General features: G+C 39.9%; 16 protein-coding genes. 9 read left to right on the forward strand and 7 right to left on the reverse strand.

The window, feature by feature from the left end; translation table 11 throughout:
• Positions 1-301: 301 nt before the first annotated feature.
• Together topA and AC5JMF_RS02155 are read left to right on the forward strand one after the other, a co-directional pair.
• Positions 302-2,464 carry a type I DNA topoisomerase gene (gene topA, locus AC5JMF_RS02150; protein ID WP_495794080.1) on the forward strand — a complete coding sequence of 721 codons (2,163 nt, stop codon included), beginning with the start codon at positions 302-304 and terminating at the stop codon, positions 2,462-2,464.
• Positions 2,465-2,524: 60 nt separating this feature from the next.
• A complete protein-coding gene (locus tag AC5JMF_RS02155) occupies positions 2,525-2,713 on the forward strand; it encodes a hypothetical protein (RefSeq protein WP_495794081.1) in 189 nt (62 codons plus the stop codon).
• Positions 2,714-2,817: 104 nt separating this feature from the next.
• Here AC5JMF_RS02155 and AC5JMF_RS02160 read toward each other — a convergent pair whose 3' ends face one another.
• The 5 genes from AC5JMF_RS02160 to AC5JMF_RS02180 form a co-directional block, all read right to left on the reverse strand.
• Complete coding sequence (locus AC5JMF_RS02160; RefSeq protein WP_495794082.1) at positions 2,818-5,022, reverse strand: ELWxxDGT repeat protein; 2,205 nt, start codon at positions 5,020-5,022, stop codon at positions 2,818-2,820.
• A 1,232-nt stretch (positions 5,023-6,254) separates the two neighbouring features.
• Positions 6,255-7,286, reverse strand: coding sequence for a TIGR04500 family putative peptide maturation system protein (locus AC5JMF_RS02165; protein WP_495794083.1), 1,032 nt, complete (start codon positions 7,284-7,286; stop codon positions 6,255-6,257).
• A gap of 39 nt (positions 7,287-7,325) precedes the next feature.
• Positions 7,326-8,312 (reverse strand): MvdC/MvdD family ATP grasp protein, encoded by a 987-nt coding sequence (locus AC5JMF_RS02170; RefSeq protein WP_495794084.1) that lies wholly within the window; start codon positions 8,310-8,312, stop codon positions 7,326-7,328.
• A 189-nt stretch (positions 8,313-8,501) separates the two neighbouring features.
• Complete coding sequence (locus AC5JMF_RS02175; protein ID WP_495794085.1) at positions 8,502-8,669, reverse strand: hypothetical protein; 168 nt, start codon at positions 8,667-8,669, stop codon at positions 8,502-8,504.
• 234 nt (positions 8,670-8,903) lie between these two features.
• Positions 8,904-9,779: a fructosamine kinase family protein gene (locus AC5JMF_RS02180; protein WP_495794086.1), complete on the reverse strand. Its 876-nt coding sequence runs from the start codon at positions 9,777-9,779 to the stop codon at positions 8,904-8,906.
• A 146-nt stretch (positions 9,780-9,925) separates the two neighbouring features.
• Between AC5JMF_RS02180 and AC5JMF_RS02185 the strand changes: the two genes are divergently transcribed.
• Complete coding sequence (locus AC5JMF_RS02185; RefSeq protein ID WP_495794087.1) at positions 9,926-10,870, forward strand: glycosyltransferase family 2 protein; 945 nt, start codon at positions 9,926-9,928, stop codon at positions 10,868-10,870.
• A 3-nt stretch (positions 10,871-10,873) separates the two neighbouring features.
• On the opposite strand, the gene AC5JMF_RS02190 is transcribed toward AC5JMF_RS02185, so the two are convergent.
• The gene (locus AC5JMF_RS02190; RefSeq protein WP_495794088.1) at positions 10,874-12,157 is read right to left on the reverse strand and encodes a M16 family metallopeptidase; all 1,284 of its coding nucleotides are present in this window, start codon (positions 12,155-12,157) and stop codon (positions 10,874-10,876) included.
• 827 nt (positions 12,158-12,984) lie between these two features.
• Here AC5JMF_RS02190 and AC5JMF_RS02195 point away from each other — a divergent pair.
• The 6 genes from AC5JMF_RS02195 (at position 12,985) to crtD (ending at position 19,179) form a co-directional block, all read left to right on the forward strand.
• Positions 12,985-13,494, forward strand: coding sequence for a cupin domain-containing protein (locus tag AC5JMF_RS02195; RefSeq protein WP_495794089.1), 510 nt, complete (start codon positions 12,985-12,987; stop codon positions 13,492-13,494).
• Between the two features lie 7 nt (positions 13,495-13,501).
• The gene (locus AC5JMF_RS02200; RefSeq protein WP_495794090.1) at positions 13,502-14,617 is read left to right on the forward strand and encodes a DegT/DnrJ/EryC1/StrS family aminotransferase; all 1,116 of its coding nucleotides are present in this window, start codon (positions 13,502-13,504) and stop codon (positions 14,615-14,617) included.
• Entirely contained in the window at positions 14,614-15,435 is an 822-nt protein-coding gene (locus tag AC5JMF_RS02205) for a TIGR04325 family methyltransferase (RefSeq protein ID WP_495794091.1), read from the forward strand. Before AC5JMF_RS02200 ends, AC5JMF_RS02205 begins: the two co-directional genes overlap by 4 nt.
• A gap of 5 nt (positions 15,436-15,440) precedes the next feature.
• The gene (locus tag AC5JMF_RS02210; RefSeq protein ID WP_495794092.1) at positions 15,441-16,214 is read left to right on the forward strand and encodes a class I SAM-dependent DNA methyltransferase; all 774 of its coding nucleotides are present in this window, start codon (positions 15,441-15,443) and stop codon (positions 16,212-16,214) included.
• Between the two features lie 9 nt (positions 16,215-16,223).
• Entirely contained in the window at positions 16,224-17,459 is a 1,236-nt protein-coding gene (locus tag AC5JMF_RS02215) for a glycosyltransferase (RefSeq protein ID WP_495794093.1), read from the forward strand.
• Between the two features lie 205 nt (positions 17,460-17,664).
• On the forward strand, positions 17,665-19,179 hold the full coding sequence (gene crtD, locus AC5JMF_RS02220) for a C-3',4' desaturase CrtD (RefSeq protein WP_495794094.1): 1,515 nt from the start codon (positions 17,665-17,667) through the stop codon (positions 19,177-19,179).
• 346 nt (positions 19,180-19,525) lie between these two features.
• On the opposite strand, the gene AC5JMF_RS02225 is transcribed toward crtD, so the two are convergent.
• Positions 19,526-21,574 carry a coiled-coil domain-containing protein gene (locus tag AC5JMF_RS02225; protein ID WP_495794095.1) on the reverse strand — a complete coding sequence of 683 codons (2,049 nt, stop codon included), beginning with the start codon at positions 21,572-21,574 and terminating at the stop codon, positions 19,526-19,528.
• Positions 21,575-21,621 lie beyond the last annotated feature (47 nt).

A 21,621-nucleotide genomic window follows, 5' to 3' on the forward strand; every position in this document is an offset into this window, starting at 1 on the left:
CCCCGTGCTTTTTGTTCACCCTCAAACACATATCGTAGATTCGCGTCTCGGCGCATTTTCCACCAGGCTTTGTATAATTTCCATACAGCTATCGTTCCGGTGCTTGTTTCTTCTAATTAGCACCCTAATGGATCGATAGCTTTCTTGTCGATTGGCTCTACTTAAAATTGTCCGGAGTATTGTTTTAAGAACACTGCAATAATTCTCTAGCTGAGATCTGGCTGATTAGAGTACAAAATTACTAAGATAAAAGATTAAGAACTAGTAGCCGATTAATTACCGACAATCAAGAGCAGCTTTCATGTCAAAACGTCTTCTAGTAGTCGAATCTCCAGGAAAAGTCAAAAAGCTCAGTCAAATTCTCGGCAGTGAGTGGATTGTGCGTGCCAGTTGTGGTCATATTCGACAGTTGAGCGATTCGGGAGAAGATTCTCTAGGCTTTACTATAGATGGCAGCGAGGTACGATGCAATTATGTAGCGCGTGACCAGAGAGCCAAAGAAACGATTGGGCAGCTAAAAGCTGCGATGAAGCTAGTCAATGAAGTAGTATTAGCGACCGACCCAGACCGAGAAGGGGAGACGATAGCTTGGCATATCAAGGAAGCTCTGGGTTTGAGAGACGCCAAACGAGTAGTCTATACTGAGATTACAGAATCAGCAGTCAAAGCAGCGATCGCCCTACCCAGGAAATTAGATTTAAATCTGGTGGGAGCAGGACTATGCCGAGATTGTCTGGATAAGCTGGTGGGTTACAAAGGAAGTCCGTTGGTTTGGGCACTGAATAATGGTGCAAAAAGCGTAGGGCGAGTCCAAAGTGCAACGCTACACCTGATTTGTCAGCGAGAGAGAGAAATTCAAACTTTTGTACCCCAAGATTACTGGAGTGTATGGGTAGATTACGCCCTTGGGTTTCGCGCTTACTACAAAGGGGTGGTGAACGCTAGCTCACAAGCTCAAGAACAGCAAACAGAACTGACAGATGATGCATCTGACAAAAGCACACCTGCACCAGAATCTATACGTGTGCTTTCACAAGCAGAAGCTACAAATTTAGTAGAAGAGGCACGACGCGAAGCACATCGAGTTGTTCAAGTTGAGGGTAAAGTGGTTAATCAAAAACCACCGCCACCTTTTATCACTTCAACCCTACAGCAAGCGGCCGGTTCCAAGTTAAAACTGGCTCCAGAGCAGACTATGCTTATAGCCCAAAAGCTGTATGAGGCAGGGTTAATTACCTACATGAGAACAGATTCAGTCATGCTCTCACCAGAGTTTTGTCAGAGCGCTCGTCAGTGGTTAGAACAAAATGATCCGCAAAATGTACCACAGCAGGCAGCTAAGCATCGCAGTAGCAAAACGGCTCAAGAAGCACACGAAGCGATTCGACCAACAGATGTATTTCGTCCAAGTGTCGAGTTGCGCCCCCAACTGCCACAGGATGAGTTTAACCTGTACGTTTTAATTTGGAAACGGGCTGTTGCTTCCCAATGCCGCAGCGCCCAACTGCGTAAAACTCAGGTAATTACTCAGTCCGGTTCTTTATTGTGGCAAGCTAGAGGGCAAGTAGTGGAATTTTTAGGTTATGCCCGTTACTGGAACAATTTGAGCAAAGATGCAGTACTGCCTACTTTGCAACAAGGGCAGGCACTAACTTTGGAGAATGCAGCCTTTGAGCAGAAACAAACACAGCCACCGCCCCGGTACAGTGAGCCAAAACTGGTACAGCTAATGGAGCGCAAAGGAATCGGGCGACCAAGTACTTATGCACCAACCATTTCTACTCTCAAGAAACGAGATTATGTACAGCAAAGCAAAGGACAACTGCAACCGACAGCTTTAGGTTTGGAAGTTGATGCTTTTTTAGTTAAGGCATTACCGGATTTGCTAGAAGCAGAATTCACCGCTCAGATGGAAAATGCTTTAGATGCGATCGCCCTTGGAAAAAAGGGCTGGCAGCAATATCTCACAGATTGGAACCAGAATTATTTTACACCAGCTTTGGTAAAAGCAAAAACTGTAGTTAGCAGTTCATCGCCTACAACTGGGGTTTCTGCTGTGGGCGATCGCAACTTTGAGACTTCTAAAACTCGCTGCCCTGGATGCAAGAATTATCTGGTCAAAATTCCCAGCAAGAAACTCAAAAAGAAATACTTTCTCAAATGTGTTAGTGGCTGTGAAAATGTTGTGCTGTTCTGGAGCGAACTGAATAAGACTTGGGAACCACCACGAGCGAAAGCTGTTCAGGATGGAAAGCCTCAAAAGTTACCAGCCAAGGTAACAGAGCATCCTTGCCCAGTGTGTAAAAAACCTTTGGAGGAGTACAGCTATATCAAAGAAGGACAAAGTAAAACAATGCTACGGTGTTCTGCTCAAGAGTCCCGTCAGGACAATAAACATAAAGATGTAGCTTATTTTAGGACAGCTAAAGGTTGGTGGAGTCCTAAGTTCGGAGAGTTAGCTTAACTAAACATGAAAAAAGTTTTTAATACCAATTCTCTAAAATTCGGCTACACATTAGACCTCTTGCAAAAGTCGGATACTCGCCAGAAAATTTATTTTCTGGCTGATAACTCAAGTCGGTTTCAACCGACTAATAACAGTATTTTTAGTCCGTTTCAACGGACTTTTGCTATTAGGCAGAGACTTGAGTCTCTGACGGTTCAAGTATTTTTGCAAGAAGTCTATTCAAACTCCGAAACCCATACTAAATAAGAGTTTCTTAATTACGAACTACGAATTACGTTAGCGAAGCGGTAGCGAGTCCTCGAGCGTCATTACGAATTACGAATTGGTATAACCCTACTCCCTTTCTCAAGCTAAACTAAGATATTACTGCCAACAACCAAAGAGTCAACAGAGACATTGTTCAAAGTAACCAACAAGCTAAATCCTTGTGTCGTCTGCACACCATCTTGGTCAATCTGAACTTGAGTATTGATACCACTAGAGACGAATCGCAAATAACCATCAGCAATTGGATTATTGTCGCTTCCCAAACTATCTAACAAGTTAGTTAACACCAGCTGATCTTGACTGGTATTGAAGTCAGTAATGATGTCGCCACTTGTTCCTTTATCACTAAAAACTTGATACAGAAACTGGTCATTCCCAGTTCCACCTGTCAGTACATCATTCCCAGCTCCACCAATGAGGATATCATCACCTGCACCACCCCGCAGCAAGTCATTACCACTTTTACCATCAATAGTGTCGTCACCTCCTTGTCCATTGATGACATCAGCAGAATTATTGAAACCTGTGGTGTTATTGTTCAAATCATTGAGGAATGTCACCAAGTTCTGCCGAAAAATGCTAGTGAGAGTAGCCTCAGCATCAAAGACATCAATACTGTTAGTGATGCTAGTTTGTTTATTAAACAAAATATTACCAAACGCTGATATTGTACTAGATGCTCCCCGATTTTCCAGGTTCTCTAACTTAAAGTTTTGGAGAGTAACTTGAGTATTTGCGACGTTTTCAAATGAGATTTCTAGATTGTCACCATTTTGAGTCAGCAAGAGATTACGTGCTATTAAGTCAGCTCCTTGAAATTTTAGTGTATCCACTTCAGCAATTACCGCCGCAGATGGGTTTGACCCCTCACCAAAACCGCCAAAATCACTGATAGTTTTGCGATCGCCAGCAGAAATCACAAACGTTTTTTGACCGCCCTTACCAGTGATGATGTCGTTACTGGATGCTGCGGCGATCATATCTGAGTTCTTCAAAGTCCACAGTTGTGTGCCAGTGCCATCATCAGCAGTAAAAAATAGAGTGTCATCGACGAGAGTCAGGTTGTCTGGCGCAGAATCAGAACTACCAGAATTAATATCTTTGACCAAAACAGTACCCGCCGCTGTGCCATCACTCTGCCATAACTCCAACCCATGAGTACCATCATCAGCTACAAAAAATAGAGTGCCATTGACATTGGTTAAACCTGTTGCGAAAGAAGTCGCTATACCAGGATTAATATCTTTTACCAGAACAGTACCAGCTGCGGTGCCATCACTTTTCCACAGTTCTATGCCATGAGCATTATCATAAGCCGTGAAAAACAACACCCCATCAACATTGGTTAAATTACCGATAAAGGAACTACCGCTACCTGGTCTGATATCCTTGAGCAAAACAGTACCAGCTGCGGTGCCGTCACTTTTCCATAACTCCTTTCCATGACTGGGATTATAAGCACTAAAAAATAAAGTCCCATCAACATCAGTCAGGTCATATTGGAAGGAATCATCGTTGCCAGGATTAATATCTTTGAGCAAGACAGTGCCAGCTGCGGTACCATCGCTTTTCCAAATTTCTAATCCGTAAGTGCCATCATTGGCAGCGAAAAACAAAGTGCCATTGACATTAGTAAGCTTGCTGGGTAAAGAACTATTACTGCCAGGATAAATATCCTTAACTGAGACAGTACCAGCTTTCGTGCCATCGCTTTTCCACAGTTCTGCTCCTTTGGTGCCGTCATCAGCGATAAAAAACAAAGTGCCATTGACATCAGTCAGGTTTGTTGTCGAAGAACCATTACTACCTGGTCTGATATCTTTAACTAAGACAGTGCCAGATGCAGTGCCATCACTCTTCCACAGTTCTAATCCGTTAGTGCCATTATTAGCAATAAAAAATAGCTTGCTGTTGATATTGGTGAGGTCGGATGGGTCAGAACCGAGGCTGCCTGATCTTATATCCTTAATTAGAACAGTGCCAGCTGCGGTGCCATTGCTCTTCCACAACTCACCGCCTTTGATACCATCATCAGTAACGAAAAACAGCGTACCATCTGCATTGGTCAAGCTAAACGGGTAGTAACTATTTGGGAAACCATCAGAACTACCTGGCAAAATATTTTTAACTACAACAGTCCCTGCTGTAGTTCCATTACTCTTCCAAAGATCAACTCCATCAGTATTGTTATTGGCGGTAAAAAACAAGGTGCTATTGACTTTGGTCAGATTATTTGGTTGAGAACCAATGCTGCTTGAAAGAATTTGGATGTTAGTTAAAGTTGCCATTGACTTACCTAAGTTTGTGTTAATCAGGAAATAAAAGCTCTACAAAACAATTAGATATTCAATTTTTATTTAGTAAATGTCACAAAACAAAGTCTTAGTTAATTACCCGCAACTATTTGCTTAGCTTATGTATTGACTGGTATACGACCTGTAGAACTCTCTCACAGTCAATAAGAATCACTATTAATCAATTTAGTTTTAAGGTACATTAATTAATCTGTCTAGCGACAAATAGTAAAATAAAAACTCAATGAATGCATCTATTTTTAGATGGTTGACAAGCAGCGCTTAGCAGTGTTATTTAGAAATAAATAATTTGTAAATGTGCTGGGATAAGTTAACACGAATAAATCATTATTTCTTATCAAAATATAATTACTGTTTTCACATAGCTGCTTGAACTTTATTAAAGCGCATTGCCTTATTCAACAAATTGTCTTTAGTTGAAGATACTCCACAAGAACATTTGTACAAAATGATACTGTTTGAGCAATTTCACGGTATGTGTTATTAATCACATTTATTATGTGTTGTTGATCACTCTACATGGGACAAAAAAGAGCGTGGATACCGAAGAAGAGATGAATTCAGTCTTTTTTGGATGATCAGCAGAATTTCTGGGCTAGCAATTACCCTCAATTTGCTGCCCATACAGAAACTTGCTTTCATCAGTATATTAAGTATTTTTTTATATTAAAACTCTAAGTGTACTGATTTTGATTAGATGTAGTCGCAGCCTTCCCGTAAGTTAAATAATTCGTAATTCACGTCTGATGTAAATTAGAATACCGTTGATGAATGCAACAATAGCCCTCATCTCCCAACCTCTTCTCCCAAGTGTGGGAGAAGAGGAGCAATTTCAAAGTCCCTCTCCCAAACTGGGAGAGGGATTTAGGGTGAGGGCAAAGATTTATGACATCAGCAAGACCAATTTTTCCCAACTTAATTCACATTAAACGTGAATTGGTATAAGACAGACGCCAACACAAAACTTGCCGATTATAGAACCGGAGGACTTAAACCCACGGAACTAGTTAAATTTAATACACCAAATTAGCTGAAACAATCCACTACTGGCGTGTCAAAGCTTATATGTTGCAACAAAAAGATTTATAGTTGCGCTGTCTTCGCCTTCTTAACCACAAATCTAATACACGAATTTAGCCTTGCCACTACATTTATATTACAGCGATAGTGAAAATATTGATGTAGCGATCGCTTTCAAATATTACCTATCCCCAAAACCATTCAATTGTAGCTGCATTTTGGAGCTGAGCTAACCATTGTTTAAAGATAATTTGTTTAATAGTTGTTTGTGTTGCTTCATCAAAACATGCGGGATTTATCGATAGCACACGAATGATTGCATAACCTTTTTCTGTTTTTACTGGTTCTAATATATCGCCAGGTTTAGCAGCAAACATAATATTTTTTAGGTGAGGGGATGCTTGCGCGCGCTGTATCTTGAAGAAATAATTTACCGATGAGTTTTGACTTGATATTAAAAAGCGTTGTTCTGCTACATCATAAAAATTAATTTTGCCGCTACAAATTTGCTGATAAAAATCCTGTGTAATATTTTCATCATCAAAATCAATCTGAGCAATGTATGCAGTCTCAAAGTCTGTATGGTGTTTTTTAAAGTAGTCTTCTACATGATTAGCTGTAATTCGCTCACGTAATTTATTGACTATAGCGTAATCTTGAACAATTTGCTCTAGTTTTTCGTGAGTGATGCAGTTTTGCTCAATCCAATTATATGTATCTTCAGCTTTGTATAGTTTATGAGCTTTACGAAAGCTATTCATCGCCTGTTGTAATTCAGTATCAGAAATTTCAATTGGTTCCTTTTCTAGGGCTTCACGAATTAAACATACCTCAACCAAATGATTGATAATTGGTATCTCATTCCAGATAAAATCAAGGTGAGCGATCGCATCTCCTACAGTCAGCACAGTATTGTTAACTCGTACTAAATCAATCTCTCTAGTACGACGAACACCACGTAACGGCCAAGGTAAACTATGCTCAGAACAAAAACTCAGAGATACTGTACCTTCACCATTCATTTGTAAAAGAACATCATAATGAATGGAAAGATCATATGTTTCTTGTTCCCAAAGTAAATCCATTTGGATTGTGGGATATCGCTTTTGCAGATCTAAAAATCGAGTTTTCGCGGTTTTTGGTTGGATTTTTTCTTGAGTAACTGACATTAAATACTCAAGAACATCACTCAACCCCTTTTGCAATTCTTCTCTCATAATCAACCTCAGAAAATTACAACTAACAGCGTTGTGTATTTAACCTGTTCCCTGTTCCCTGTTCCCTGATATCAGTAAGTCACAGATCGCATCGCTAATTGGTAGTCCAGTTGCTTGTTCAATCCAGAGGTACTGCCCATTAGGATTGATTTCCAAGAAAATATACTGTCCATCGGGAGTGACGATCATATCAATAGTGCCGTAGCATAGTCCTAGTTTTTGCACTAGCTGTATACATAATTGACTCACAGCTTGTGGCAATTCATGAGGATAGTATGGAGTTTTATGGTAATCATAATGCCGCCAATCGTAACGAGTATGATTACTTTTTTGAGAATGAATTTCTGCGGCTAGTACTTGATGCCCTACTACTGTAATTCTTAATTCAACTTGTTTTGGAACATAAGCTTGAAAAATAGCTGGGCATCGCTGTACTGATTGAGCATAAATTACATCGCGTTTGGAAACAAATTCAGTGAAGCGTGTAAAATCATCCCGGAGATTTCTCAGTAGTGAGGGGCCAGCTAATTTACTAATAACTTGTCCATTATTTTGATTATAAAAATCTATAAAATCTTGAGGATTATTAGTCATGAGTGTTGGTGGCAAATCAAAGCCAATTTCTGCTGCAATTTTCAGCTGTAAAGCTTTGGATTTTGCCCGTTGCAGTGTTATGGGTTGGGCCGGCAACCATAAACAATCTAAAAAATTCCATACATCTTGGACAAAACTTTCACATTCTTCTATTAAAAATTGATGGGCAGATTTATCTAAACCTTCGGTATGGGGATGAGGACGTTGTGGACGACGATACCATACTGTTTTGATAGAGGATAGATCAATTGAAGTTTCGCCAATGTGTAAAATATATTGAATTTGATTATCTGGTAAATATGAAAGTGAAATTTTGGTTTTTGTTGGGAAGTCTGCTGGGTCGAATCTAATAAAGTCAGCGTTTCTTTCTCGCAGTTTTTTCTCTAGCCAGTCAGCATGTAAATCTTCTGCGCCAGTCAGTATAAGAATCATCGTTTTTATTGGAGAAATCAGTGATGGATGCAGGAAAGTTAGAGAAGTTGGGAAATACAAATTTCGCCAACTCTCCTTGTTCTCTTCTGCAAGAGATGCATCTTTCCCTCAATTAAGAAAAAGTTTGCTGAGTAAAGCAAACTTTCTTTATCAGATTACTAATCAATTATGACCTTGAAAAAATTTAAATTAGTCACAATCATAACCACCGCTTTGATGACAAGTAGATGCTACTGGTCTCAATCCACCAACGATAACTTTTAGGTCTTTTTCAGACAGTTCAGTTGTGATATCAGCATCTACTTTCAGGTCTTCAATCAGAGTGCGGGATACTTTAGCGTTTTGTTGTTTAGACATAGGAATTCTCCTTGTGTTTAATTGATGATGTTTATTGTTTGTTGCATTGTCATTTCAATAGCAAAAGTTACTACTTTTGCTATTGATTTATGACTCGAAAGTTAAACTTCGATTGACGCAACTGTAAAGTTATCAAGGAGAAAAATAAAATTTATGCAATGCTGCAAAAAATCTTTGGTTGAGACCGTCATGAGACATTAGTCCTTTGTGAATACAATGACTAATGACCAATAACTAAGGACGATCGCGCAAAACCTGGTTAATCATCCGGTTCGCCTGGGAAGCATAACCACCACCAAATAAATTGAAGTGATTCAAAATGTGATACAGGTTATAAAGCGTTTTTCTCTGCTCATAGCCTGCATTTAAAGGAAAGACTTCGTTATAACCTTTGTAAAAAGCTGCTGGAAAACCACCAAACAATTCTGTCATGGCGATATCGACTTCGCGATCGCCAAAATATGTAGCTGGATCAAAAATCACTGGTTCCCCCGACACTGTACACCCAGCATTACCACCCCACAAATCGCCATGTACCAACGAAGGTTGAACTTGGTGATCAGCTAATAACTCTGGAATAGCTGCAAGTAACTCATCTTGCTGGGGGAAACTTCCTCCCCGCCGTCTTGCTAATTGAAATTGATAACCCAAGCGATGTTGAGCATAAAACTCTGCCCAATCTGCTGTCTGGGTGTTGATTTGGGGCGTGGAACCAATAGTATTATTAATTTTCCAACCAAAGTCTTGACTATTGCTAGCTTTATGCATCATCGCTAACTTATGCCCCATCTCTTCCCAGGATTGGGTATTACCTCCTGCCATTTCCAGCCATTCCAACACAATGTAACTAGAATTATCAGTTGTACCCCAACAAATCGGTTTTGGGACGCGAATACTAGCTGTTGTGAGCATTTCTGCTAAGCCCAGTGCCTCAGCCTCAAACATTGCCACTTGAGAGACTTGGTTAAGTTTGACGAAGTAACTCAGCTTGCTATCAGATACAGCATAACCCTGGTTGATACACCCACCACCAACTGATCGCCTCTGCTGAGTGTGAAATTTTTCGCCAGTCACTTGGCTGATATGAGCATCAATTTCAGTCCACGTCATGCTGAGTAATTTTGTTCTGTATTAGTCTCTATTTTAGTATCTCAACTGGTTATTTCAACAAAGTTGCATATATATAGACAATTATTTTTATCTAAGGGAAAATTACATATGTAAAATAAATAATTTTGCATTTTAATTGTAGTTTTATGAATGAACTTTCACAATCTTTAGTGAGTATTATTATCCCAACATATAACCGACCAAAATATCTAAAAGAAGCAATAGATAGCGCAGTTAAACAAACTTATCAAAATCTTGACATTATTATTTGTGATAACTGTAGCGATATTAGCCCTCAATCAATAGTTGATTATTTCCGAGATCCTCGAATTCGATTTGTACGAAATTCTCATAATCTCGGTATGGTAACTAATATTATTAATGGGTTTAAAATGGCACGGGGAAAATACATTGCTTGTTTACATGATGATGACATATGGGAAAAAACCTTTTTACAAAAACTCGTTCCTCTTCTAGAGGCTAACCCAAATTTAGCATTGGCTTTTTGCGATCATTATGTAATTGATGCTAACGCTAAGATAGATGTTTTTCTCACACAAGAGTGTTCCAAAACATGGAAACGGTTTGATTTGAAAGAAGGAATTTACCAACCTTTTTATGAACTTGGAATAGTAAATATGTCTATAGCAAGCGCTAACGCTGCCGTTATTCGCAAGGAAGTCGTGGATTGGGATTTAATACCAGTTCAGGTAGGCGGTTGCTACGATTTGTACATTAACTATCTCTGTTCTCGTTCTGGTCTTGGGGCTTATTATTATCCAGAAAAACTGACTCGATATCGCCAACATGAGCAAACTGATACATTAAACAGCAATCCACAGATTGGTATTCGCAAAGCGCAAAATCATATATTTTGCTATGAGCGATTTATGGAAGATGCTCAGTTAGAGGAGTTACAACCATATTTTCGGCGGAGATTGTTGGAATCTACTTATGCTTTAGGAATGAGCTTATTGCAAGCTGGACAGACAAAAGCAGCACGTTATCATTTTTGGCAAATAATCAAGAAAAAAAAGCTGAATATAAGAGCTTTGATAGCATTATTATCAACTTTTCTTCCAAAGAAATAACCTCTAAAACGGTTTAATGACAACTACACCATATGCCTCTGGACAAAGGTATTGATTGGCGGCTAAAAGTAAATCGCTGACTTGTAAGGCTTGAATGTAACTTGGATAGTTAAGTGCTGGTTCTAAATCTCCTATCAATGATTGATAATAACCGTATAATCCAGCGCGATCGCTTGGGGTTTCGTTGCCAAAAATAAATCTGTTAGCTACTCGTCGCTGTACGCGGGCAATTTCCGATTCTGTTACCAACTCTGTTTGTAAGGTACGGATATGTTGAGCGATCGCATCTTCGACAACTGGTAAATTTTCGACTGCACATTTAGCTGAAATGTAAAATGTCCCTTGCAGTTGATTGCTCATATTGCTCACAGAAATGGAGGAAACTAATTCCCGTTCTTCCCGCAAATCTCTGACAAGTCTTGATGTCCTTCCATGTCCTAAAATTCCTGCTAAAATATCCAATGCATAAGTCTGATCTAGCTGAGTTAATCCCGGAACCCGCCAAACCATTACTAAGCGTGCTTGTTGGAGACTCGCATCAATAAACTCCCGATGTACAACTTCTGTAAACGCAGATTCGGGATGAATAGGGGAGTGGGGAGTAGGGAGTAGTGAGTGGTGAGTGTGATTAGCTTGTGTAAATCCTTTTGTAACAATTTCGATTAATTCTTCTGTGGGCAAATTACCCACAGCAACAGCAGTCATTGACTGGGGTTGATACCAATTATTGTGAAAATCGCGCATTTGCTGAGGTTTCAGCTGAGAAATTACCGATTCCGGCCCTAATACTGGACGGTGATAAGGTAGCACCTCAAACGCTGTTTCCATTGCCCGCCGAAACGTGCGACGGCGCTTATTATCTTCTGAACGTCTAATCTCTTCTAAAACTACTAATCGTTCGCGTTCAAAAGCATCATCAGGAATACTAGCGTTACACACTACGTCTATTTGCAGTGGCACAAGCTCAGCAAAATCCTTGGGAGCAGTAGTTATGTAGTAATGAGTATAATCTTGGCTGGTAGCTGCGTTAGTGACAGCACCCCGTTCTTCAATACGACGCTCAAACTCACCACTAGCCAATCTTTCGGTTCCCTTAAAAATCATATGCTCTAAAAAGTGAGCCATACCGTTAATGGCATCCGATTCCACTGCTGAACCAACTTTGAGCCACAAACTTAAATTAACGGCTGCAACTGGCACCTGCTCTGCTACTATGGTTAAACCATTGGGCAATTGATGTAGCTTTGGAGCATTCAGACGAGGTAACTGTAATAAAGTTGTGGTCATTGGTAGTAGTAAGTGAGAGATCGTTACTCTTTTATCTTATCTATGACTTCAAACTAGCAGTGCGATCGCCTAATTTTAAGCAATTAGCATAAAAATGGCTGAGAATTCTACACCAGTTATGTTAACTACGTTAGACAGAAATTAATAACGCGCATTTGTACAGGTGAGTATAACCAGTTAGTATGCATCAACCAAATATCTCTTTATCAGCCGTTCCTATCCACCCTAATCATTAATTAACAACTATATGGACATAAATAAACATAACTATATATACATAAATATCATACTATGTTTGTTTTTAGACGGAGGATTGGTTATAGATTAACGTAACAAAACTTTTAACTTTATTCACGTCCATACTTTGTTGTGAAAACTTTACTCTATCAATATATCTAGAGTTTTTAACTCTATTTTTTACTTTTACTTTATTGAATCTTTAAATTCTTGAGGGTCACTGAAATGTTGTTAATGCTTAATTCGGTTAAAATACACATAACTACCGTCTAAAATTTGTATACCATATATCCAATTTATGAATTTTAGATAGCTTGCCAAAGCGCTTATTTCTCATATCTGAATAACCAAAGATATTAAGAAATTATGCAAAAGTTACAAGTAGAGTCAGCACCAAATGCAGTGACTGGCAACTTGATCTCCTTTGGTGAAAATATTGGGTGCATTCAAACTGGATAATAATTTTTCAGTCAAGATTCAACACACAAAGCTTTTAGTCCTTTAGAGAGAAGATTGAATAGGAAGTTTAAAACTATTAGTAGAATATCATCGTATAAATAGCAAATTAACACTTTTACTAGACAAGCTCTTTGATTTCTAGAGCAGCACTTTGCCCAAAATGCTATCTAGATAGATTAGATTACTGTAACCAAATTACCATAGAAATGATTGAACATATTACCTATGAGCATCAACTCTTAGCTATAATCGTGTCTCGGCATTTTAACGAGTCGGGTATTCACTTTTTCACGCCAAACGAACTGTCTCAGCAGTTGGCATATATGCATCATCCCGTAGGCAAAGTCATCCCACCCCATGTGCATAATGCTGTGCGTCGTGAAGTGCAATACACCCAAGAAGTTTTAGTGATTAAAAAAGGCAAGTTGCGTGTTGATTTTTACAACAATCAGCAACAATATTTAGAAAGCCGCATCTTAGAGTCTGGCGATATCATACTTTTAGTTACCGGTGGTCATGGTTTCGAGGTACTAGAAGAGGTTCAAATGGTTGAAGTTAAGCAAGGCCCTTATGTCGGGGAACAAGACAAAACTCGGTTTACTGGGATTACCGCAGCACAAGCCAAGATAGTTGTGAGGTAGGTAAGCCATGAACTCAATTCCAGTTAACCAACCACTACTAGATGGTAATGAAAAAAAATACTTACTTGAGTGCATCGATAGCGGATGGATTTCTTCTGAAGGATTATTTGTTAAAAAACTTGAAGAACAGTTTGCCGCTCGAATGGGACGTAAATATGGCATAGCTGTTAGTAATGGTTCTGCTGCCCTTGATGCTGCGGTTGTAGCACTAGGAATTACATCAGGGGATGAAGTTATTTTACCGACATTCACGATTATTTCTTGTGCTGCTGCCATTGTTCGTAGCGGTGCTGTACCAGTAGTAGTGGAATGCGATCGCCACACCTGGAATATGGATATCAACCAAATTGAGGAGAAAATTACACCCAGAACCAAAGCAATTATGGTTGTCCATATCTACGGATTACCAGTGGATATGGAACCTGTTCTAGCCTTAGCTGATAAATATGGGTTGCATATCATTGAAGATGCCGCAGAGATGCACGGTCAAACTTATAAAGACCGCCCATGCGGTAGCTTTGGTACTATTAGTACCTTCAGTTTCTACCCCAACAAACATATCACAACTGGCGAGGGAGGGATAGTACTCACCGATGATGAGCAAATAGCAGAACATTGTCGTTCATTACGCAATTTATGCTTCCAACCTCATAAACGTTTCGTACACGAAGAATTGGGCTGGAATCTACGGATGTCCAACTTGCAAGCAGCTCTTGGGGTGGCTCAACTAGAGCGATTAGACGAATTTGTCGCTCGTAAACGACGTATCGGGCAACGCTACACAGAGCTATTGTCAGACATCCCCGGACTACAACTACCGCTACCGCGATTAGACTATGCTGACAATATTTATTGGGTCTATGGTCTAGTTTTAAAAGATGAAGTTCCTTTTGATGCCCAAGAAGCAATGCAGCGTTTAGCTCAATATCAAATCGGGACTCGTCCCTTTTTTTGGCCCATGCATGAACAACCTGTATTCCAGAAAATGGGCTTATTTGCTAGAGTGTGCTGTCCTGTTGCCGAAAGAATTGCTCGTCGTGGTTTCTACATTCCTAGTGGAATGGCACTAACAGATGAGCAAATCTGTCGAGTCACACAAGTCGTTGCAGAGGTAATTAAATGAAGAGAATTATCAAATCGTTGCCTTTTGTCAAAAAGACGTATCAGTCTTTTCAAGAATCAAAATATGAACGCCGATTTGCAGGAGAATGCTACGGTTGTTTTCGAGGAGTTTTTAACACATTTGAGCAAGCTATTCAATCAGCACCTAAAACTAAGACCATTGGTTATGACAATAATGACCTGGCTCAAGAATATCAAGAAATGTTGGAGTCGGAAAATTGGGAACAGAGCCAACACCTAATCAATTCTTATGATTATCCTGTTTTATTTTGGTTAAATTCTATCTTTACTACAAATCTTGTAAATCATATTTTCGACTTGGGTGGAAATGTAGGTATTCATTTCTACGCTTATAAGAAACACCTCAATTGTCAAGAAATCACATGGACTATTTGTGATTTATCAGAAATCATTAAAGTAGGTAAAAAAATAGCTGAAAAACGTCAGCAAAAAGATTTATTTTTTACCACATCTTTTGCAGAAGCGAATAATAAAAATATCTTACTTGCATCAGGTTCTGTGCAGTACGTCAACCATTTTTCTCAACAGATAGAAAAGTTACTTGTTAAACCAGTACACATTCTAGTTAATCGTTTACCCATATATGATGGTAAACAATTTGTTACTTTGCAGAATGGCGGTAAGGTTTTCTATCCTCAGTATGTGTTTAATAGAAGCGATTTTATTGAGAGCTTTAATGAAATTGGCTATGAATTAATTGATATTTGGCAAGATAGATTAGGTAGCTGTATGATTCCCTTTTATCCAGAAAATTCAGTGCCTTTCTATCATGGAATGTATTTTAAATTAAGAGAGTAAATTATATGAGCATATTTGACAATTATGCATGTTATTATGACTTACTATATCTTGACAAAGATTATGCAAAAGAAAGTCAATTTATTCATCAATTACTACTAACTCATGCACCTAACACAGTTTCTATCTTAGAGTTAGGATGCGGCACAGGTATCCATGCTGCACTATTAGCACAAGAAGGTTATCAAATTCATGGTGTGGATATAAGTGCCCAGATGTTAGAACGATCGCGATCGCGTTTGACACAACTTTCGCCTGATATCGCTGCAAAGCTGAAATTCTCTCAAGGGGATATTCAAGAGTTCCGTGTTAACCAGCAATTTGACGCGGTAATTTCCCTATTTCATGTAGTTAGTTATCAAACCACAAACGAGGCACTTGAGAAGACTTTTGCCACAGCCAAAGCTCATCTTAAGCTCGGTGGAATTTTCATTTTTGATTGTTGGTATGGCCCCGCTGTATTGAGCGATCGTCCAACTGTGCGTATTAAAAGATTAGAGGATGAAGAAGTCAAAATTACCAGAATTGCTGAACCTGTAATCTACCCTAACGAGAATTTAGTAGATGTTAATTATCAAGTTTTAATCAAAGATAAAAACAGCAAAGCTGTTGAAGAACTACAAGAAACCCATCGAATGCGTTATCTATTTAAACCAGAAATAGAATTAATTTTAAAGCAATTTCAAATGGAAGCGATCGCATATCGAGAGTGGATAACCAACCAAGAACCAGGATTTGATACTTGGGGAGTTTACTTTGTAACTGTAAATAATAACTGAGATAATATAATGAATAAAACTTACTGCATATTTTTTTACGAAGGATATATCAGCATTGCGCCAACAGTGATTAACTTAGCCAAATCACTCAGCGAACAAGAAGACAGAGTAATTATTTATGCTACTAAAACCAATTATCCAATTTTCAATCCCCCAAATGAAAAAATAGCTGTTGTATACTTTTTGAAAGGCTATGACATACCGCTAATTAATAGTTTTTACAATTTTCTAAATTTTAAAATCAAAAAATTTATTAGTATAATACCTTTGATAGAGCTAATTTTATTTGTTTTTCAAGCTTTTTTATATACCTTAAAAAATTATCAATTTGTCTCTCCTCATCAAAATATTAGTATAGGTGTTGACACAAACGGCTCAATCTTATCTTTGATTAATTTTTGGATATTTAGGAAAAAATTTGCATATCTTTCCTTAGAAATTACTTCATTATCATATTTTGGGCAGTTATCCAAAGTTGTCAAATATCTTGAGTGCATAGCATATCAAAAAGCAGAAACCGTCATCATTCAAGATGAAGAGAGATTTAAAAGCCTTTGTAGTTACAACAACTTCCAGCATCCAAATGTTTTTTATCTAGCAAATTCCACAAGTTCACTTGACAACAACTATTTAAATATCCATGATGAAAATAATTACATTAGGAAGATGCTTAATTTAAGTAAAGAAAAGTTTCCATCTCTAGTTCTTCAAGCAGGCATGATATGCAACGATGTGTATTCCGAAGAACTAGCTTATGCTTTTAAATCTATTGACAATGGATGTGCTTTAATTTTTCATTCAAGCCACAAAACAGATATTCAAAACCCATATATACAGTTATTACAAGAAATTAACTCAACCAATCTTTTTCTTTCCCTCAACCCTCTACCATACGAAGAAATAGATAAAGTATTTGCTTCAGCCACCATTGGTTTAGCATTTTACAAACAAATCAACGATAACTACGCTCAAATTGCCAAAGCATCAGGAAAACTATCCTTTTACTTAAAACATGGCAAACCAGTACTAGTAAACAACCTAGAATCATTATCTGCACTTGTGCAAAAATATCAGATAGGAGTCGTCATCAACGATCCTACCGATTCCATAGAAATTCAATCAGCTCTAAAAACAATATTAGATAATTACAGCTTCTACTCCCAAAACGCCATAACTTGCTTCACAGAAGAATTTGACTTCGCCAATCAAGCAAAGCCTCTATTATCCCTAATGAGTAATTGGTAGCAAACTTAGATCAATGGGGGATGGCTTCGACTTCGCTCAGCCAACGGGAAATGGGACAATAGATAAGAAATTCTCATTCTTCTCTGCGTCTCCGCGTCTCTGCGTGAAAAAAAAAGATTTATGCAACAAGTCCAATGCCTAAAAATCACTCACAACGATATAAAATTATGAATAGAAATATTAAAAATTGTAAATATAAGTATCAATGCCTAACACCTCTATTGACAAAAGTAAATCCCGCGTCATTGTTATTGGTGCAGGAATTGGTGGACTCACAGCCGGGGCACTATTAGCCCGCAGAGGTTACAGCGTCTTAATCTTAGACCAAGCGATCGCACCAGGAGGTTGTGCTTCCACATTTAAACGCCAGGGATTTATCTTTGATGTTGGGGCAACTCAAGTAGCAGGGTTAGAACCGGGAGGTATTCACCACCGCATTTTCTCAGAACTAGAAATAGATTTACCACCAGCCACACCTTGCGACCCCGCTTGTGCAGTCTATTTACCTGGGGAAAGTACACCAATCAACGTTTGGCGCGACCAACAGAAATGGCAAACAGAACGACAACAGCAATTTCCTGGAAGCGAACCTTTTTGGCAATTAATGGCAAACTTATTTAACGCCAGTTGGGAATTTCAAGGACGCAACCCAGTATTACCACCCCGAAACTTGTGGGATTTGTGGCAGCTAACTCAGGCAGTACGCCCCAGCACATTAACTACCTTACCCTTCACCTTATTTACAGTCGGAGATGCTTTAAGATTATTTGGGTTAGGAAACGATCGCCGACTGAGAACATTTCTAGACTTACAACTAAAATTGTATTCTCAAGTCAATGCCGAAGAAACAGCCTTACTCTACGCCGCCACCGCATTGAGTGTATCCCAACTACCCCAAGGATTATTTCACCTCCAGGGTAGTATGCAGGTACTGAGCGATCGCCTAGTAGAAGCCTTAGAAAGAGACGGTGGTAAACTATTGATGCGTCACAGCGTCGAACAAATCAAAGTAGAGAACGGCAAAGCTACCGCTGTCGTCATTAAAAATCAGAAAACTGGCGAAGTTTGGACAGAAACCGCCGACCATATAGTCGCCAACGTTACCGTACAAAACCTGGTGCAATTATTGGGAGAAAAAGCCCCATCCGGCTACAAACAGCGGGTAGCAAAACTACCACCAGCATCAGGGGCGTTTGTAGTGTATTTAGGAGTAGACGCCAGTGCTATTCCTTACGCGTGTCCTCCCCACCTGCAATTTATGTACGACGCCAACGGCCCGATTGGCGAAAATAATTCCCTATTTGTTTCCGTCAGTCATCCTGGAGACGGTCGCGCCCCGGATGGCAAAGCCACAATTATCGCTTCATCATTCGTCGAACCGACACAGTGGTGGCAAATCCACAACTATCAAGCCTTAAAACAAAAGTATACAGAAGAGGCGATCGCTCGACTTGCCCAATATTTTTATCTCAAACCAGAAACCATCATTTATCAAGAAGCCGCCACACCCCGCAGCTTTGCCCATTACACAGCACGCGATCGCGGTATAGTTGGCGGTATCGGTCAAAGAATACCTACTTTTGGCCCCTTTGGTTTCGCTAATCGTACACCCATCAATCATTTGTGGTTAGTGGGAGATTCCACCCACCCCGGCGAAGGTACAGCAGGAGTTAGTTACTCAGCACTAACAGTAGTTAGACAGATTGAAGCGCTAAAGTAGAATCGGAAAACGCTGACTACCTAGAACGGGAAAACAATTTTTCCCCACATCAGAACTAGAATTCTTGGCTCAAGCAGTGAATACAAATATTATCTTTGAAAAAGATGACACAGACAGTGTCACGAATTTAAGACCAACTAATTAACAGATAAGACCACAGAGACAGCCTTAAAAATTCAAAATTCAAAATTATTGGTCGTGAATAATTAATGTCTCCACCTGTACATCCAGTTAGATAAGCTAATATTCATTCACATAGCATCCCCCCATCCCCCCATCCCCCCATCCCCGCGTCTCCGCGTCTTTCTCAAGCAAAGGATTATACAACTTCAAGGGAGATAACAAATTACTGTCCATTAGTAACCCCTGACGGCTCAAACTGCTGCTGCGGTTCAGGATTGAGAAATTGTTGCCAGGTCTTAATTTGCTCTTGCGCTGCACTGTAAGCAGAACTCCCGCGAGGAATCAACTTGGCAATTTCAATACCTTTATTAATATCAGCCTGACCTTGAGAGCGTGCCATGTCAAGCAATTGTTGACTCCATTGGTCAATAGCGAGATTGGCATCCATCCGCAAGATGCTACTGTCTGACACCCGATTAGCTAGCCGGATAGCCTCAACTAAGGCTTCTGTCGTCCCTGCTGCTGCTACTTCTTGCGCCCTTTGCCAGTTTTGTTTAGCACGAATTTGCCCTTCCCACTCATCTATAGCCGCTTGTGCTTCACCAGAAAGCGCTCTTCCTGACGAGGCAATTTGTTGAGCTGCACTAATGGCTGCTTGCAGATTTCCGCTTTGAGCCAAATCTCGCGCCTGATCTAACAAGGGTTGGTCTTGAATCCGCTGAATCTTTGCTGACCAATTGCGAATTTTTTTCCTTGCTTCTGGATATAATGCCCGACCCCTGCGAATTTGGCTTGCCTCAATGATCGCCGCTTGCAGAGAGTTAACATCTTCAAATACTGCTATTTGTTCAGCACGTTCTAAAAAGGGTTGGTCTTCGATGGTCTCAACTTGGCTACGCCAGCGTCCCACTTCTTGTTTAGCTTCTGAGGCGCGGGGGTTATTGGAAGGGATGAGTTCGGCTTCGGCGATCGCAGCTGTTAAATCATTAACTGTTCCTTGACTAGCAAAGGTTCTAGCTCTTTCTAAGCGGGCGACATCTTCGATTTCTAACTGCCAACGCGCGATTAGTTGCTGTGCTTGATCATAATTTGCCCTAGTCGGATCAATTTGCTGAGCCTGAGCGATCGCTGCCTCCAAGCCAGGAACATTACCTAGCCATGCATTCCTTTGGGCTTCACCCAAGGCGATAAAGTCTTCGATTTCTGTTTGGAGTTTAGCACTTGAGGGAATCTGTCTAACAATTTCTAAGGCATCATCCGCATTTTTGCTATCCATCTTGGACTGGGCCAATTCCAGCATTTTCCGGCCAAAGGCAGGAATTAACTCTTGAGATTTTTCGTAAAGGTAGCTATCTTGTCCAATGGATTCAGCTAGTTTGATGGCTTGCAGTAACTTATCTACGACTTTGCTGTTAGCTAAACCTTCAGCCTTGGCTAACTTCTCGCCATCTTCTCGCGCTGAGGTAATAATGCGGTTTAGTTGGTCGTACTTCGCACTTGCCCAATATTTATTATCTACACGCAATAATTTAGACGACAGCATAAACGCCGATTGCCAGCGTCTTTCTCGCACTTCTGCTTCTGCTTTATTGTAGATGCCTTCTGCTTTCGACCATATAGATTGCCATTTGGCAATTTGCTCATCTACTAATTTATAAGCTGCTAGGTCTTCGGGAAGTTTGCGAGCTGTAGCGATCGCTTCTTCTATATTTCCGGCTTGGAAACTTTGATCGGCTAGCCGCAAAATATCCCGCGACCATTCTTCAATAAACCGATCAATTTCTTGGCGCATCGGGTGAGTATCCGGCAGTTGTTTAACTAAAGCGATCGCTTGTAACAAGTCGTTCACTTTTTGCTTAGAAGCTGCCAATTGAGCGCAGTGTAGCCGTACCGAAGCACTAGCCAAGGGCCAAAAAATCGATGGGCAATTTGGTGCCGATGGCAGTTTCAACAGCATTGCCATTGCCAGAAATGCTATGCTACCAGGAACTAAAGTTAGCAATACCGACCACAATACCCAGCTTTTCAGCCAGCGCGGCAATTTTCCAGTTTTTTTACTTGGTGGAAAAGTCGGTTCCACATCGCTATCTGTTGGTAATCCTTGAGAATTGTATTCTTTTGGCTGCTTCACTGATTTCGATGTAGAACCAGTAGCTGAGACACCAAATGCTTTTGTTTCACCGAATTTTTGCTTTCGGGATAATCTGGATTTTTTATCTGACTCTTTAGCTCTGGCCGTGGGCCAACTGTCTGGAATATCCCGCTCTGTCATCTCTCACACCAAAATAATTGAACAGCGATCTGTTTTAAATTGATAAT

The sequence above is a fragment of the Desmonostoc vinosum genome, from assembly GCF_059505385.1.

Coding starts and splice junctions, on each gene's coding strand:
- AC5JMF_RS02185 (WP_495794087.1), top strand. CDS start 9,926: ATGAATGAACTTTCACAATCTTTAGTGAGTATTATTATCCCAACATAT.
- AC5JMF_RS02225 (WP_495794095.1), bottom strand. CDS start 21,574: ATGACAGAGCGGGATATTCCAGACAGTTGGCCCACGGCCAGAGCTAAA.
- crtD (WP_495794094.1), top strand. CDS start 17,665: ATGCCTAACACCTCTATTGACAAAAGTAAATCCCGCGTCATTGTTATT.
- AC5JMF_RS02190 (WP_495794088.1), bottom strand. CDS start 12,157: ATGACCACAACTTTATTACAGTTACCTCGTCTGAATGCTCCAAAGCTA.
- AC5JMF_RS02205 (WP_495794091.1), top strand. CDS start 14,614: ATGAAGAGAATTATCAAATCGTTGCCTTTTGTCAAAAAGACGTATCAG.
- topA (WP_495794080.1), top strand. CDS start 302: ATGTCAAAACGTCTTCTAGTAGTCGAATCTCCAGGAAAAGTCAAAAAG.
- AC5JMF_RS02160 (WP_495794082.1), bottom strand. CDS start 5,022: ATGGCAACTTTAACTAACATCCAAATTCTTTCAAGCAGCATTGGTTCT.
- AC5JMF_RS02175 (WP_495794085.1), bottom strand. CDS start 8,669: ATGTCTAAACAACAAAACGCTAAAGTATCCCGCACTCTGATTGAAGAC.
- AC5JMF_RS02180 (WP_495794086.1), bottom strand. CDS start 9,779: ATGACGTGGACTGAAATTGATGCTCATATCAGCCAAGTGACTGGCGAA.
- AC5JMF_RS02200 (WP_495794090.1), top strand. CDS start 13,502: ATGAACTCAATTCCAGTTAACCAACCACTACTAGATGGTAATGAAAAA.
- AC5JMF_RS02165 (WP_495794083.1), bottom strand. CDS start 7,286: ATGAGAGAAGAATTGCAAAAGGGGTTGAGTGATGTTCTTGAGTATTTA.
- AC5JMF_RS02210 (WP_495794092.1), top strand. CDS start 15,441: ATGAGCATATTTGACAATTATGCATGTTATTATGACTTACTATATCTT.
- AC5JMF_RS02170 (WP_495794084.1), bottom strand. CDS start 8,312: ATGATTCTTATACTGACTGGCGCAGAAGATTTACATGCTGACTGGCTA.
- AC5JMF_RS02215 (WP_495794093.1), top strand. CDS start 16,224: ATGAATAAAACTTACTGCATATTTTTTTACGAAGGATATATCAGCATT.